Origin of the sequence: Micromonospora sp. NPDC047557, from assembly GCF_043205095.1 — a bacterium.
GTDB lineage: Bacteria > Actinomycetota > Actinomycetes > Mycobacteriales > Micromonosporaceae > Micromonospora.
Map to the genome: position 1 here is coordinate 1,590,950 of NZ_JBIDDK010000001.1, position 13,254 is coordinate 1,604,203.

A 13,254-nucleotide genomic window follows, 5' to 3' on the forward strand; every position below is an offset into this window, starting at 1 on the left:
TGCCGTCCGCGCGTCCCCCGCCGCCGCCCGTACGCTCAATATCCATGACCGCCGAGCAGCTGATCTCCTTTGCCCGTGGGGCGCCCTCGCTGGACATCGTCGATGTCGAGGGGCTCAAGGCCGCCGCCGTACGCGCCTTCGACGCCGACCCCGCGGGGGTCACGGCGTACGGCACCTCCGTCGGTTACCTTCCGCTGCGAAAGTGGATCGCCGAGAAGCACGGGGTGGAAGCCAACCAGGTGCTGGTCACCAACGGCTCGCTCCAGGCCGACGCCTTCCTCTTCGACCACCTGGTCCGTCCCGGCGACGCGGTGGTGGTCGAGCGTCCGACGTACGACCGCACGCTCCTCAACCTTCAGCGGATGGGCAGCGAGCTGCACGGCATCTCGGTCCAGCCGGACGGTCTGGACACCGCCGAGCTGCGCAAGCTGCTGGAGTCCGGGGTCCGCCCCCGGCTCGCGCACGTCATCCCGAACTACCAGAACCCGGCCGGCATGACCCTGTCGCTGGAGAAGCGCCGCGAACTGCTCGACCTGGCCGCCGAGTACGAGTTCACGATCTTCGAGGACGACCCGTACGCGGACATCCGCTTCCGCGGCGAGGCGCTGCCGTCGATGCTCTCGCTGGACACCCGCAACGTGGTCGTGCACGCGTCGAGCTTCACCAAGACCGTCTGCCCGGGCGTGCGGGTCGGCTATCTGGTCGGTCCGGCGGATCTGATCGCCGACATCGCCAAGAACGCGACGAGCCTCTACATCTCGCCCGGCATGGTGTCGCAGGCGATCGTGCACCAGTTCTGCGTCTCCGGCGACATCGACCGCTCGATCGAGACCGTTCGGGCGGCGCTGGGCGAACGCGCCCGGGTGCTGGCCGAGTCGCTGCGCCGGCACCTGCCGCAGGCGCGGTTCGTGGAGCCCGACGGCGGCTACTTCCTGTGGGTGGAGTTCCCCGAGGACGTGCTGGTGGACCGGCTCGCCCCGGCGGCGGCCGAGCGTGGTGTCGCGGTGGTCAAGGGCAGCGACTTCGTTCTCGACGGTGGGCGGCACGCCCTGCGGCTGGCCTTCTCGGCCGTGACAGCCGACAAGATCGACGAGGGTGTCCGGCGGCTCGCGGCGGCCGTCGAGGCTGTCCGGAGCTGATTTCTGTCGGGTTCCCGACAGAACGACGATGCCGGCCGTCCCGGGACTCCCCAGCGGGCGGCCGGCGGCTCACAATGCTGCGAGCGTCACCCGTCAGGTGTAGCGGGGGCCACCCCGCCGCCCCTCGGGCCACGCGTGCAGCACAACCCCCGCCCCCACGGGCGCCGGGTGGGCCGTGTCGTCCTTCACCCCCCGATGCGGCCCGGCCCGCCCGGCGCCGCACCCGCGACCGCCGTCACACCTGCCGGTGGCGACCACCGGCGTAGCCTGCAAGCCGCAGGCGAGCGCGGGGAGGTGTCGCGATGACGGATCGGGCAGAGCGGGGCCGGACGGTCCCGCTGAACACGTCCCGGGTGCTGCGACCCCGGGCCTGGCCGTCCCCGGTCCGGGCGGTGACCAGGATGCTCAACGCCGACGGATCGCCGCCCACCCCGGCCCCCACCGGCACCGGCCGCAGCGGGGTGGTCGACTGCGCGCTCTACATCGACGGCAAGCGGCAGCCCGGCGACTGGACGTACGCGGACGCGTTGGAGGCGGCACGCCGGGAGGAGCACGGCTTCGTCTGGATCGGGCTGCACCAGCCGGAGCTGGCCGAGATGACCGCCATCGCGGACACGTACGGCCTGCACGAGCTGGCCGTCGAGGACGCGGTGAAGGCCGAACAGCGACCCAAGCTGGAGCGGTTCAACGACGTCAGCTTCCTGGTGCTGCGCACCGCCCGGTACTGCGAGCACACCGAGCTGACCGAGACCTCCGAGGTCGTCGAGACCGGTCAGGTGATGCTCTTCATCGGCCCGAACTTCCTGATCAGCGTCCGGCACGGGGACGCCTGCCGGCTCTCCCCGGTCCGCGCCGACCTGGAGACCAAGCAGGATTTGCTGCTCCAGGGCCCGTGGGCGGTGGCGTACGGCGTGACCGACCGGGTGGTCGACCTCTATCTGGAGGTGGCCGAGCAGCTCGAGGACGACCTGGATCAGCTGGAGGCCGAGGTCTTCGACCGCAACAGCCACGGCCGGATTCAGCGGATCTACCAGATGAAGCGGGAGCTGGTGGAGTTCAAGCGGGCGGTGATCCCGTTGCAGCGACCGCTGATGAACCTGACCTCCCAGGTCAACCGCGACGTGCCCAAGGAGATCCGGCGGTACTTCCGGGACGTGCAGGACCACCTCAGCCGCACCGTCGAGCAGGTGAACTCGTACGACGACCTGCTGAACTCGATCCTGCAGGCGCGGCTGGCCCAGGTCACCGTCGACCAGAACAACGACATGCGCAAGATCGCCGCGTGGGCGGCCATCGCCGCGGTCTGGACCTCCATCGCCGGCGTCGAGGGCATGAACTTCGACAACATGCCCGAGCTGAAGATGACGTACGGCTATCCGGTGGCCCTGGCCCTGATGCTCGGTGTCTCCCTGGCCCTCTACCGCTGGTTCCGCCGCAACGGCTGGCTCTGACCCGCGACGGCGCGGGCCGGCGCGAAAGGCTCTGACCCGCGAAAGCGCCGGCGAGCGGGGAGAACCCGCGTCGCCGGCGCTCGCTGCGCTGCTGTGCCGGGGGTCAGCGGCGGCCGTTGGTGCGGGCGGTGTCCTTGCCCAGCGCCTTGGTGAGGTCGTCGGTCGGGCGTCCGGAGACGTCCGTGGCGCCCTCGGCGACCGACGGGACCTTGCCGGTCGGGCGGACACTGGTCGGCTTGGCCGTGTCGGTGGTGCTGGCGCTGTCGCCGCCGGCCACCGCCGAGCTGCCGGCACCGGTCATCCCGGCCATGGCGGACCCGTCGGTCCCCTTGGTCGCGCCCGGCGCGGCCGGCGTCGGCACCTCGATCGAGTCGACCTCGTCGCGCATCGGCTCCAGGGTGCGGGTCGGGTCGTACTCCGCCCACTCCTGCTGCTCCCGGCGGCGACGCAGGGCGACCGCACCGGCCAGGCCGGCGATGGCACCCGCGGCCAGCAGGCCGGTCATCATCGAGCCGCGACGGCGCGGCTGCTTCTTCTTACCGGTGATCCGCATGGTCTTCGACTTGGCCTTCCTGGTCAGCGGCCCTGCCTGCGTGGCGCCGTCCCGGGCCGCCGCCGCCAGCGGTGCCAGCGTGGTGAGTGTGGTTCCCCAGCCGGTCGCCGCGCGGTCGCGCACCTTCACCGCGGCCGGCCCGACGTAGCCCCGGGCCACCTGGACCCGCGGACCGACAGTCGCGCCCGCGCCCTTGGCCGCATGGTTGGCTGCCTGCATCAGGTGGCTGATGCTCTGGTTCAGCTCGGCCTTGGCGAGCTGGCCCTGGGACTGACGCCGCCCGATTCCAAACACGGTCCTACCTCCTGGGAGTTGTTCCTTCGTCATCCTCCACCTTCGGATGCCTCCGCGATGCCAGATCGGGCACATGGGAGGATCCGCATGGAACTGACCAACGAGTGAGGAGTACCCGTGGCCGAGGCTGTCTACGCCACCCTGCACACCAACGCTGGCCCGATCCGGCTGGAGCTCTTCGGAAACCACGCTCCGAAGACGGTCCGCAACTTCGTCGACCTGGCCGAGGGCAACCGGGAGTACACCGACCCGCGCACCGGTCAGCCGGGCAACGGGCCGTACTACGACGGCACCATCTCGCACCGCGTGATCAGCGGTTTCATGGTTCAGATGGGCGACCCGACCGGCACCGGTCGGGGCGGGCCGGGCTACAAGTTCGCCGACGAGTTCCACCCGGAGCTGCGCTTCGACCGGCCGTACCTGCTGGCGATGGCGAACGCCGGGCCGGGCACCAACGGTTCGCAGTTCTTCATCACGGTGTCCCCGACGCCGCACCTCAACAACCGGCACACCATCTTCGGCCAGGTCGCCGACGAGGAGTCGGTGAAGGTCGTCGACTCGATCGCGAACACCCCGACCGGCCCGAGCGACCGTCCGCTGCAGGACGTCGTCATCGAGCGGGTCGAGATCGAGCGGTCTGCCGCCTGACGAACCCGCGAGGTACCTTTGCTCGCATGATTGAGCGCTCCGGAGCACCGCGCCGGCAAGCGTCGGTGAGCCGCGCGGTGGCGGACGGAGGATCGGCCCGGTGAGCGAGTCCCCGCCGACCACCCCGGTCTGCTACCGGCACCCTGGTCGGGAGACCTACGTCCGGTGCACCCGCTGCGACCGGCCGATCTGTCCGGACTGCATGCGGGAGGCGTCCGTCGGGCACCAGTGCCCGGAGTGCGTCAACGAGGGACGTCGCACCGTCCGGCCGGCACGTACCGCCTTCGGTGGTGGTACGGCCGGCCGGCACGGCTACGTCACCAAGGGCATCATCGCCCTGAACGTGCTGGTCATGCTGCTGTCCATCGCCTCCGACCGGGGCGGGGACGCGGCCCTGGGCGGCTCCGGCTTCGGCGGTCTGATGGGCGGCGGCACCCCGCTGACCAACTGGGGTTCCGTGCTCGGGCTGGCGGTCTTCCCCGACGGCACACTCGGCGGCATCGCCGAGGGCCAGTGGTATCGGCTGGTCACCGCGATGTTCCTGCACTACGGCGTGATCCACCTGCTCCTCAACATGTGGGCGCTGTGGGTGCTCGGCCGGTCGCTGGAGGCCAACCTCGGGCCGCTGCGCTTCGGCGCGCTCTATCTGGTCGCGGGCCTCGGCGGTAACGTGGCCGCCTACCTGTTCAGCGCCCAGAACTCGGCGACGGCCGGCGCGTCCACTGCCGTCTTCGGCCTCTTCGCCGCGCTGATCATCATCGAGCGCAAGCTCGGTCGGGACATCTCGCAGGTGATCCCCATCCTGGTGATCAACCTGGTGTTCACGCTGACCGTGCCGGGCATCTCCATCCCCGGGCACCTCGGCGGCCTGGTGGTCGGCGGGGCGATGGCGGCGGTCCTCGCGTACGCGCCACGTGGTCGGCGCACGCTGGTGCAGGCCGTGGGCGGCGCGATCATCCTGCTGATCCTGCTCGGCCTGGTCCTGTTCCGCACCGCGCAACTGCTGAGCTGACGTGTCAGGGGTGCCGGCGGGCGGCGCGCAGCTCGGCGGCCACCTCCTCCGGGGTGGCGCCCAGGTCGTACCTGCCGAACAGGTGCAGCGACTCGCCCGCGTCGATCTCCAGGACCTCGCCGCTCACCCCCCACCGCTGCCGGCGGTCCACGGTGATCGCCTCGACCGTCGGCCAGGGCAGCAGCCGCCGGCCGGCGAAGCCGTGGATGACGGTGAGCCCCGCGGGATCGACCGCCAACCGGACCGGCGCCACCAGGTCCCGGACCGCCCAGGCGGCCAGCGCGGCGGCGGCCACACCGGCCACGACCAGCCGGATCGGGTCGCCGTCGGCGAAGAGCAGGCCGAGGGCGACCAGCAGCACCGCGCCGGCCAGCTTCGCCACCGGCAGGTTCGTCGGCACCCGCCACTGCCGCGCCGGGGAGATCTCGTCCACCCGCCCAGCATGCCAGCGGTGGGCGGCTGTCGGGAGTCGCGGCAGCTCGCCCCGCGGGCGGACGAGGGGTCCACGGACGACGTAGGATCGGGGCAGCCCAAGTTACCGGGGAGTAAACATGAGTGACGCGGTCATCGTCGGCGCGGTGCGCACCCCGGTCGGGCGGCGCAAGGGCAGCCTCGCCGGTGTCCACCCGGTCGACCTGTCGGCGCACGTGCTGCGCGCCCTGGCCGAGCGCACCGGCTTGGACCCGGCGCAGGTCGACGACGTCTTCTGGGGTTGCGTGTCCCAGGTCGGCGAGCAGTCGTGGAACATCGCCCGCAACGCGGTGCTCGCCGCCGGCTGGCCCGAGACGGTGCCCGGCACCACGCTGGACCGGCAGTGCGGCTCCAGCCAGCAGGCCCTGCACTTCGCCGCCGCGACAGTCCTCTCCGGCCAGGCCGACCTGGTGGTCGCCGGCGGGGTGGAGTCGATGACCCGGGTGCCGATGGGCTCCAGTGTGGCAGGCGGCATGCCGTTCAGCGACCAGCTCCGCGCCCGCTACCGGGGTGTCGAGGGCTTCGCCGACGACGCGCCGCTGCCGTTCAACCAGGGCGTCGGGGCCGAGCTGATCGCCCGCCGGTGGCGCCTCTCGCGTACGCAGCTCGACGAGTTCGCGCTGGCCAGCCACGAGAAGGCCGCCGCCGCGCAGGACGCCGGGGCGTTCGACCCGGAGCTGACCCCGGTGCCGCTCGCCGACGGCGGCAAGTTCACGGCCGACGAGGGCATCCGCCGGGACACCTCGCTGGACAAGCTCGGCGAACTGGCCACCCCGTTCCGCGCCGACGGCGTGGTAACCGCCGGGTCCGCGTCCCAGATCTCCGACGGTGCCGCCGCGCTCGCGGTGACCACGTCCGACTGGGCCAGCCGGCACGGACTGCGCCCGCTGGCCCGCATCCACACCGCCGTGGTCGCGGCCGACGACCCGGTCACCATGCTCACCGCGCCCATCCCGGCCACCGCGAAGGCGCTGCGCCGCGCGGGGCTGGGCATCGAGGAGATCGGGGTGTACGAGGTGAACGAGGCGTTCGCCCCGGTGCCGCTGGCCTGGCTCGCGGAGACCGAGGCGGACCCGGAGCGACTCAACCCGCGCGGTGGCGCGATCGCCCTCGGGCACCCGCTCGGCGGCTCCGGCGCCCGGATCATGACCACGATGCTGCAGCACATGCGGGACAACGGGCTCCGCTACGGCCTGCAGACGATGTGCGAGGGCGGCGGCATGGCCAACGCAACGATCGTCGAGCTGGTCTGACCTCGCCGCTCGCAGCCAGCCGAGGAGCACCGCGGGAAATGGTCTCGCCCCGCGTCGGGCACGCCGCCTAGGGTGCCCATCGTGACGACGATCGCCGACGAGCGCGCCCCCGACTGGTCCAGCGCGCAGTGGCAGGAGCAGGCCCGATCCTGGGTCGACGAGCAGCTGAGTCGGGCTGGCCGGCGGGTCACCGGGCCGGTGGAGCCCCGCGTCCGGCCGTGGTCGCTGGTCTGGCGGGTGCCGACCGACGGTGGGCCGGTCTGGTTCAAGGCCAACAACCGGGGCACGACCCACGAGGCGGTCCTGATCGCGACGCTGGCCGGGCTGGCCCCCGAGCGGGTGCTGGCCCCGATCGGGGTGGACCGGGAGCGGGGCTGGTCGCTGCTTCCCGACGGCGGCGAGTCGCTGCGTGACGTGCTGGGCCGCGACCCCGACCTGGCGCACTGGGAGCGGGCGCTGCCCGGGTACGCGGCACTCCAACTCGCCACCGCGCCGCGCGCCGATGAACTGGTCGCCCTCGGCGTACCGGACCACCGCCCGGAGGTGCTGCCCGGACTGCTCGCCGACCTGCTCGACGATCGCGAGTCGCTGCGCGTCGGCGCGGAGGGCGGGCTCGCCGTCTCGACGTACGAGCGGCTGCGGGCGGAGCTTCCGGCGTACGCGCAGCGGTGTCGCCGGCTCGCGGACATCGGCATCCCGGCCACCGTGCAGCACGACGACCTGCACGACGGAAACGTCTTCGCCGGCCCGGCCGGGTACCGCTACTTCGACTGGGGTGACGCCTCGGTGGCGCACCCGTTCGGCACGCTGCTGGTGACCCTGCGCTCCATCCGGTACGCCACCGCGTTGTCGGCGGACGACGCCAGCCTGGCCCGGCTGCGCGACGGTTACCTGGAGGCGTGGACCGACCGCTACGACCGCCACACCCTCGTCGAGGCCGCCGACCTGGCCATGAACCTGGGCGCGGTGAGCCGGTCGCTCTCCTGGCGACGGGCCCTGGACACTGCCGACCCGGCCCGCGCGGAGTACGCCGAGGCGGTGCCCGGATGGCTCGCCGAGCTGTTCGCCGCCACCCCACTTCAGCCGGAGCACTGACCGGCATCCGTCCTGGTCGGAAGTCGGACAGGCGGTGCGACACGAAGCGTGGAACTTCCAAAAATCCGACGTGACCCACATCACCGGCGTCGGGAGGTCGTTGGGCAGGTCATGGACGTCTTCTCCCGAACGTTCCTCCCGGCCGCCACCGAGGCCGGCCTGGCCGTACAGACCGTGAGCCGGCACATGCCGGTCTTCCGTCGCTGCGTCGGCTCGGGTGACGCCACCATCCTGGTCACCCGTTGCAGCCGGCCCGACCGCCCGGTCACCGGCGACTACCTGTTGCTGCTCACCCACCGCCGACTGGTGGTGACCCAGCAGACGAGGCTCCTGCACCGGCTGCGCCTGCACCTCAACACCGAGCTGCGCGAGCTGAGCAACGTCACCTGGAGCCCGGACCCCCGGCTGGGGTCGGTCGAGCTGGCCGCCACCGCGATCGACGGGATCCGTGAGCGGTTCCTCATCCGCACCAGCCACCCGAAGCAGGTGTGGCAGCTCGACGCGCTGCTCAACCACGCGTTCCGGACCCGCCTGCGGGCACCCCGCGAGCGGATCGTCGCCACCATCGGTGACACGCCGGCGGCCGCCCGACCCAGCGTGTTCCGCCCCGCCGTGGCGCGCTGACGCCCGGCGGGCCGGTCGTCCTTCACGCCTCCTTTACCGAACTCGAACACGCACCGATCGCGCCGAGCCGATCGGGTCGGCAATCATGGGCCGGTGACCCTCGAACCGCCGCACCGCGGGCTCGTCCTCGTGGTCGAGGACGAGCCGGCCATCGCCGACCTGGTCCGTCTCTACCTCACCCGCGACGGGTTCGGCGTGCACCTCGAACGCGACGGCGAGGCCGGCCTGAGCGCCGCCCGCCGGCTGCGCCCGGTCGCCTGCGTCCTGGACATCGCCCTGCCCGGTCTCCCCGGCACCGAGATCTGCCGCCGGTTGCGCGAGGCCGGTGACTGGACGCCCGTCATCTTCCTCACCGCCCGCGACGACGAGGTGGACCGGATCGTCGGCCTGGAGCTGGGCGCCGACGACTACGTCACGAAGCCGTTCAGCCCACGCGAGTTGGTCGCCCGGGTACGCGCCGTGCTGCGCCGTACCGCCGGTGGCCCCGAGGGCGCGGAACGACCGCGCGTCGTCGGCCCGGTGACCCTCGACCCGGCCCGGCGGACGGTCACCGCCGCCGGCGTACCGGTGCAGCTCACCTCCACCGAGTTCGACCTGTTGGCGCATCTCATGGCCCGGCCCGGCCGGGTCTTCACCCGGGAGGAGCTGCTGGCCGGCGTCTGGGGCTACGCCGCGCACGCCGGCACCCGCACGGTGGACGTGCACGTCGCCCAGGTGCGGGCGAAGCTCGGCCCGGCCAGCGTCATCCGTACCCACCGGGGCGTGGGGTACGCGGTCGATGCGTGAGCAGCCTGTGCGCTCCGAGTCGCCGACCATGGCGCTGCCGGTGGTCGGCGCCCGCCCACCGGCCGCACCCCGGCGCAGGCGGCTCGGCCGGACGCTGACCGCCCGCGCGGTGCTTGTCACCTGCGCGGTGGCACTGGTGTCGGTGCTCGTCACGGCCATCGTCGCGGTGCCACTGGCGATCCGCGGCGCGGAGCGACGCGACCAGCAGGCGCTCGCCGCGCAGGCCCGACTCGCCGCCGAGGTGTTGCGCACCCGGCTGGACCGGGGTCGCACCGCCGACGAGGAGCGGCTCATCCAGCAACTGCGCGACCAGGGCATCGACGCGTACCTGATCCGGCGCGGGACCGTCGACCGGTCGGGCCTGCCGGCCCGCGTGGTGCAGCGGATCGGGCAGGGCCGCAACGTGTCGGCCCGCCGCCCGGTCAACGGCCACCGCGCCCTGGTGGAGGGCCGGGCGCTGCCCGGCGGCAACGGGGTGGTGCTGTCCCGCGCCACGTCGAACGGGTTGTGGGCGCAGGTGCTGCTCAGCCTCTGGTTGCCGCTGCTGGCCGGGTTGGCCGCCGGCGTGGTGGCCGGCCTCCTGCTGGCCCGTCGCCTGGCCCGACCGATCCGCGTCGCGGCCACCGCCGCCGCCCGACTGCGCGCCGGGGACCGGGCCGTCCGGGTGCCGGTCGAACCGCCGGACGAGGTCGCCGACCTGGCCGAGGCGCTGAACGGCCTGGCCGCGGCCCTGACCACCAGCGAGGGCCGGCAGCGCGAGTTCCTGCTCTCCGTCTCGCACGAGCTGCGGACCCCGCTGACCGCGATCCGGGGGTACGCCGAGGCGCTGGCCGACGGCGTCATCGACGCGGACGACGCCGCCGGCACCGGTCGGACCATGCTGGCCGAGGCCCAGCACCTGGACCGGCTGATCGGCGATCTGCTGGCGCTGGCCCGGCTGGAGGCCGCCGACTTCCCGCTGGAACCGGTGCCGGTCGACCTGACCCGGCTGGCCGCCGAGGCCGAGCCGACCTGGTCGGGTCGGTGCGCCGCGGTGGGGGTGTCGTTCCGCGTGGAGACGCCCGGTCAGCCGGTGTCCGCGTACACCGATCCGGGTCGGATCCGACAGGTGCTGGACGGGTTGCTGGAGAACGCGCTGCGGGTCGTACCCCCGGGGGCGCCGGTGGTGCTCGCGGTCCGGCCGGTCGGTGCGGACCCGGCGGCCGGCGGTGTGCTGGAGGTCCGCGACGGCGGACCCGGCTTCACCGACGACGACCTGGCGGTGGCGTTCGAGCGGGGGGCGTTGCACGAGCGCTACCGCGGGGTGCGCAAGGTGGGCAGCGGGCTGGGGCTGGCACTGGCCGCCGGGCTGGTCCGCCGGCTGGGCGGCGAGATCGTCGCCGGTCACGCGCCCGAGGGCGGCGCCGCCTTCACTGTCCGGCTGCCCGGTGATCCTTACCTGACCCGAACATCGGCCTGACGGTCCGCTCGTGGACGCGAGCAAGGCTGAGGGCTCCACGGACGAGAGGGAGAGTCATGCCACGTTGGGGATTCGTCACCGGCACCACGGCGCTGCTCGCGGCGGTCGCGCTCGGCGTCAGCGGCTGCGGCGCGGCCGAGGTGGCCAGCCAGCCCGCGCGGGACGCCGCGGTCGAGGTCGCCGCCGCGATGGGTGTGGAGGGCCAGGCGCTGACCGCGATGGGCTTCGACGCCACCGACCTGGACGTGCAGACCGTCGCCGCCCCGGCCACCCCGACGCCGGGCGCCTCCCCGACGGCTCGGGACAAGGACCGGCAGAAGCGCGGCGAGGAGTGGCGCAAGCGCCACCAGGCCCGCGTGCAGCTGCGCAAGAACACCCTGCACGGCGAGGCGGTGGTGCAGACCAAGGACAACGGTACGCAGACGGTCGCCGTGCAGCGCGGCGAGGTGACCGCCATCGACGGTGACTCGATGACCGTCAAGTCCACCGACGGCTTCACGATGACCTGGACCTTCGGCGACGACCTGCGGGTCGTCGAGCGGCGCGCGACGGTGCAGCCGAGCGAGGTCAAGGTCGGTGCGAAGCTCGGTGTCGCCGGTGCCAAGGACGGCGACAAGGGCGTCGCCCGGCTCATCCTCATCCCGCGCGACAAGTGAGCGACCGGCCCCCGGGTGTACGCCCGGGGGCCCGTCACTGTCTCAGTAGACGCGGGAGCCGATGAAGTCGTCGTGACCGTAGCCGACCGGGTTGGCGAAGCTGCGCGACTCGTACGACCACTGCTGGCGGGTGCTGCTGGAGCAGGTGGCCAACCGCAACCGGGGGGTGCCCAGCCACGGGTTGTCGAACGCCACGCAGAGGTTGCTGGCGCTCGCCGGCTTGAGCTGGTTGCCGGCGAACACGAACTGCTGGGCGGCGGTGCCGTTGCAGTCGTAGACGTTGACCGCGGTGCCGGCGGTCATCGAGCTGTTGGAGACGTCCAGGCACCGGTCGTGGGACAGCTCCGAGTGCAGCGAGCGCCGGGCGGAGTCGTACCAGAAGCCCTGGTTACGACCGCCGTGACAGGTGTACGGCTGCTGGAGGGTGCCGTTGCGGGAGTCGTACCCCTTGCCGTCGACGCAGGTGCCGGTGGCGAGGTTGCGCAGTTGCTTGAACTCCAGCAGGCCCGGGTAGAGCACACCACTGCCGGTGCTCGCCGGGTCGACGCAGCTGGCCCGCTGCTGCCCCGAGTTCCAGAACTGCGTGATGCACTGGGCGAACATGCCGTGCCCGCGGGCGTTCGGGTGGAACGACTGCCGGGCGGCGTTCTCGTCCCAGATTCCCACCTCGATGTAGAGCCCGCGAACCGAGGTGTTGTCGGTGCACGCCTCGTGGCCGTGGAAGAGCCGGCTCGCGTCGAGGTAGCGGGTGCCGGTGTTCGCCGCGGCGGTTCGCAGCGCCGACTCGAACAGCGGCACCGCCTTGTTCCGGGCGAACGCGGCGTCGGCGAGGTAGAGCAGGCAACCGCCGGAGTACCAGCCGGGGAAGTTCGGGTTGTCCTCGACGTCGGGGCTGCCCGGGCTCGGGTAGGACATCAGCACCAGCTCGTAGTCCGAGCGCAGGTAGCCGGCGTTGGTCATGGTCTGCCGGATGTCGTTGAGCGCGTCGGTCACGGCCTGGCGGCTGCCGTCGGTGCGGATCGTCCACTGGTCGGTGTAGGTGGGGTAGCAGGCGCCCTGGAAGAAGACCCGGCGTATGGCGCAGTCGGTGGCGACCGGGCCGAACTGGATGGTGCCGTCGCCGTTCGCGCCGACCACCACCCAGATCAGCTTGACGTGCGTGTTGCGCGCCTTGATCCCGAGGTAGTCGCCCTGGTTCAGCTCGTTGTGCTGCGTCGGGCCACCGGCGATGAGGTTCCACGGCGTGGCGCCGGAGCAGGCGAGGTTGTACTGGGCGTCCGACGGGATGCCGGTGCGGAACACCGCCTGGTCGTATGAGCGGTCGCACCAGTTGCCGGCCTGATGGGTGCCGGGGACGTAGTTGCCGACGCCCTCGCCGGAGATCTCGCTGTCGCCCATGGTGATCAGTGCGGTGCGGCGTTGCTCGATCGGGCGGATCGCGGGGCTGCCGTAGAGGGCGGTCGCCTCGGCGGCCCGGATGGCCTCCAGGTTGGCCGGGAGTGGTGCAACGGCGGGTCGGTCGGCGGCGGTGGCGGGGGCGGCCGGTCCGGCGAGCATCGGCAGGACGAGAGCGGCGACGGCGACGGCGACGGTGGTGGCCCGTCGTCGGGTCGCGCGTTTGGGCCTGGCGGGGGTGGCAGGCATCGACACACTCCTTTCGGCTCAATCGTGGGGGGTCGATTGAGTTACCAGACGGTAACGTGCGGATCAATAGATGTGAATGCGCCTCGGATCCTTGCGCGCGGGATGCAGAACCGCCCGGATCGGACGATCCGGGCGCTGAGCCGGGGCTCGGCTCGGCCCGAGCATCCGG

Annotated in this window: 13 protein-coding genes; 10 read left to right on the forward strand and 3 right to left on the reverse strand. The window is 72.5% G+C overall.

Annotated features, from left to right (window positions below; genetic code table 11):
* The first annotated feature begins 44 nt into the window (after window positions 1-44).
* Both ACGGAQ_RS07510 and corA read left to right on the forward strand, forming a co-directional pair.
* Window positions 45-1,139 (forward strand): PLP-dependent aminotransferase family protein, encoded by a 1,095-nt coding sequence (locus ACGGAQ_RS07510; RefSeq protein WP_355063471.1) that lies wholly within the window; start codon window positions 45-47, stop codon window positions 1,137-1,139.
* A 302-nt stretch (window positions 1,140-1,441) separates the two neighbouring features.
* Window positions 1,442-2,590 (forward strand): magnesium/cobalt transporter CorA, encoded by a 1,149-nt coding sequence (gene corA / locus ACGGAQ_RS07515; protein WP_393045471.1) that lies wholly within the window; start codon window positions 1,442-1,444, stop codon window positions 2,588-2,590.
* A gap of 103 nt (window positions 2,591-2,693) precedes the next feature.
* On the opposite strand, the gene ACGGAQ_RS07520 is transcribed toward corA, so the two are convergent.
* The gene (locus tag ACGGAQ_RS07520) at window positions 2,694-3,470 is read right to left on the reverse strand and encodes a hypothetical protein (protein ID WP_393045473.1); all 777 of its coding nucleotides are present in this window, start codon (window positions 3,468-3,470) and stop codon (window positions 2,694-2,696) included.
* 84 nt (window positions 3,471-3,554) lie between these two features.
* On the opposite strand from ACGGAQ_RS07520, the gene ACGGAQ_RS07525 reads away from it, so the two are divergent.
* Both ACGGAQ_RS07525 and ACGGAQ_RS07530 read left to right on the forward strand, forming a co-directional pair.
* A complete protein-coding gene (locus ACGGAQ_RS07525; RefSeq protein WP_393045475.1) occupies window positions 3,555-4,085 on the forward strand; it encodes a peptidylprolyl isomerase in 531 nt (176 codons plus the stop codon).
* A 100-nt stretch (window positions 4,086-4,185) separates the two neighbouring features.
* The gene (locus ACGGAQ_RS07530; protein WP_393045477.1) at window positions 4,186-5,097 is read left to right on the forward strand and encodes a rhomboid family intramembrane serine protease; all 912 of its coding nucleotides are present in this window, start codon (window positions 4,186-4,188) and stop codon (window positions 5,095-5,097) included.
* 4 nt (window positions 5,098-5,101) lie between these two features.
* Here ACGGAQ_RS07530 and ACGGAQ_RS07535 read toward each other — a convergent pair whose 3' ends face one another.
* Window positions 5,102-5,530 carry a PH domain-containing protein gene (locus ACGGAQ_RS07535; RefSeq protein WP_393045479.1) on the reverse strand — a complete coding sequence of 143 codons (429 nt, stop codon included), beginning with the start codon at window positions 5,528-5,530 and terminating at the stop codon, window positions 5,102-5,104.
* A gap of 118 nt (window positions 5,531-5,648) precedes the next feature.
* On the opposite strand from ACGGAQ_RS07535, the gene ACGGAQ_RS07540 reads away from it, so the two are divergent.
* The 6 genes from ACGGAQ_RS07540 to ACGGAQ_RS07565 all read left to right on the forward strand — a co-directional run bounded on the left by ACGGAQ_RS07540 (window position 5,649) and on the right by ACGGAQ_RS07565 (window position 11,441).
* Window positions 5,649-6,821, forward strand: coding sequence for an acetyl-CoA C-acyltransferase (locus ACGGAQ_RS07540; RefSeq protein WP_357575792.1), 1,173 nt, complete (start codon window positions 5,649-5,651; stop codon window positions 6,819-6,821).
* A gap of 81 nt (window positions 6,822-6,902) precedes the next feature.
* The gene (locus tag ACGGAQ_RS07545; RefSeq protein ID WP_393045481.1) at window positions 6,903-7,916 is read left to right on the forward strand and encodes an aminoglycoside phosphotransferase family protein; all 1,014 of its coding nucleotides are present in this window, start codon (window positions 6,903-6,905) and stop codon (window positions 7,914-7,916) included.
* Between the two features lie 111 nt (window positions 7,917-8,027).
* Window positions 8,028-8,540, forward strand: coding sequence for a hypothetical protein (locus ACGGAQ_RS07550; RefSeq protein WP_393045483.1), 513 nt, complete (start codon window positions 8,028-8,030; stop codon window positions 8,538-8,540).
* 93 nt (window positions 8,541-8,633) lie between these two features.
* Window positions 8,634-9,326 (forward strand): response regulator transcription factor, encoded by a 693-nt coding sequence (locus ACGGAQ_RS07555; protein WP_393045485.1) that lies wholly within the window; start codon window positions 8,634-8,636, stop codon window positions 9,324-9,326.
* Window positions 9,319-10,785 carry a histidine kinase dimerization/phospho-acceptor domain-containing protein gene (locus ACGGAQ_RS07560; RefSeq protein ID WP_393045487.1) on the forward strand — a complete coding sequence of 489 codons (1,467 nt, stop codon included), beginning with the start codon at window positions 9,319-9,321 and terminating at the stop codon, window positions 10,783-10,785. Before ACGGAQ_RS07555 ends, ACGGAQ_RS07560 begins: the two co-directional genes overlap by 8 nt.
* 56 nt (window positions 10,786-10,841) lie before the next feature.
* Window positions 10,842-11,441 carry a hypothetical protein gene (locus ACGGAQ_RS07565; RefSeq protein ID WP_354857291.1) on the forward strand — a complete coding sequence of 200 codons (600 nt, stop codon included), beginning with the start codon at window positions 10,842-10,844 and terminating at the stop codon, window positions 11,439-11,441.
* Window positions 11,442-11,483: 42 nt separating this feature from the next.
* Here ACGGAQ_RS07565 and ACGGAQ_RS07570 read toward each other — a convergent pair whose 3' ends face one another.
* A complete protein-coding gene (locus tag ACGGAQ_RS07570; RefSeq protein ID WP_393045489.1) occupies window positions 11,484-13,085 on the reverse strand; it encodes a ricin-type beta-trefoil lectin domain protein in 1,602 nt (533 codons plus the stop codon).
* Between the last annotated feature and the right edge of the window lie 169 nt (window positions 13,086-13,254).

Excerpts from the sequence above, each read along its gene's own strand:
- ACGGAQ_RS07510 (WP_355063471.1), top strand. The coding sequence starts at position 45 with ATGACCGCCGAGCAGCTGATCTCCTTTGCCCGTGGGGCGCCCTCGCTG.
- corA (WP_393045471.1), top strand. The coding sequence starts at position 1,442 with ATGACGGATCGGGCAGAGCGGGGCCGGACGGTCCCGCTGAACACGTCC.
- ACGGAQ_RS07520 (WP_393045473.1), bottom strand. The coding sequence starts at position 3,470 with ATGACGAAGGAACAACTCCCAGGAGGTAGGACCGTGTTTGGAATCGGG.
- ACGGAQ_RS07540 (WP_357575792.1), top strand. The coding sequence starts at position 5,649 with ATGAGTGACGCGGTCATCGTCGGCGCGGTGCGCACCCCGGTCGGGCGG.
- ACGGAQ_RS07550 (WP_393045483.1), top strand. The coding sequence starts at position 8,028 with ATGGACGTCTTCTCCCGAACGTTCCTCCCGGCCGCCACCGAGGCCGGC.
- ACGGAQ_RS07560 (WP_393045487.1), top strand. The coding sequence starts at position 9,319 with ATGCGTGAGCAGCCTGTGCGCTCCGAGTCGCCGACCATGGCGCTGCCG.
- ACGGAQ_RS07565 (WP_354857291.1), top strand. The coding sequence starts at position 10,842 with ATGCCACGTTGGGGATTCGTCACCGGCACCACGGCGCTGCTCGCGGCG.
- ACGGAQ_RS07570 (WP_393045489.1), bottom strand. The coding sequence starts at position 13,085 with ATGCCTGCCACCCCCGCCAGGCCCAAACGCGCGACCCGACGACGGGCC.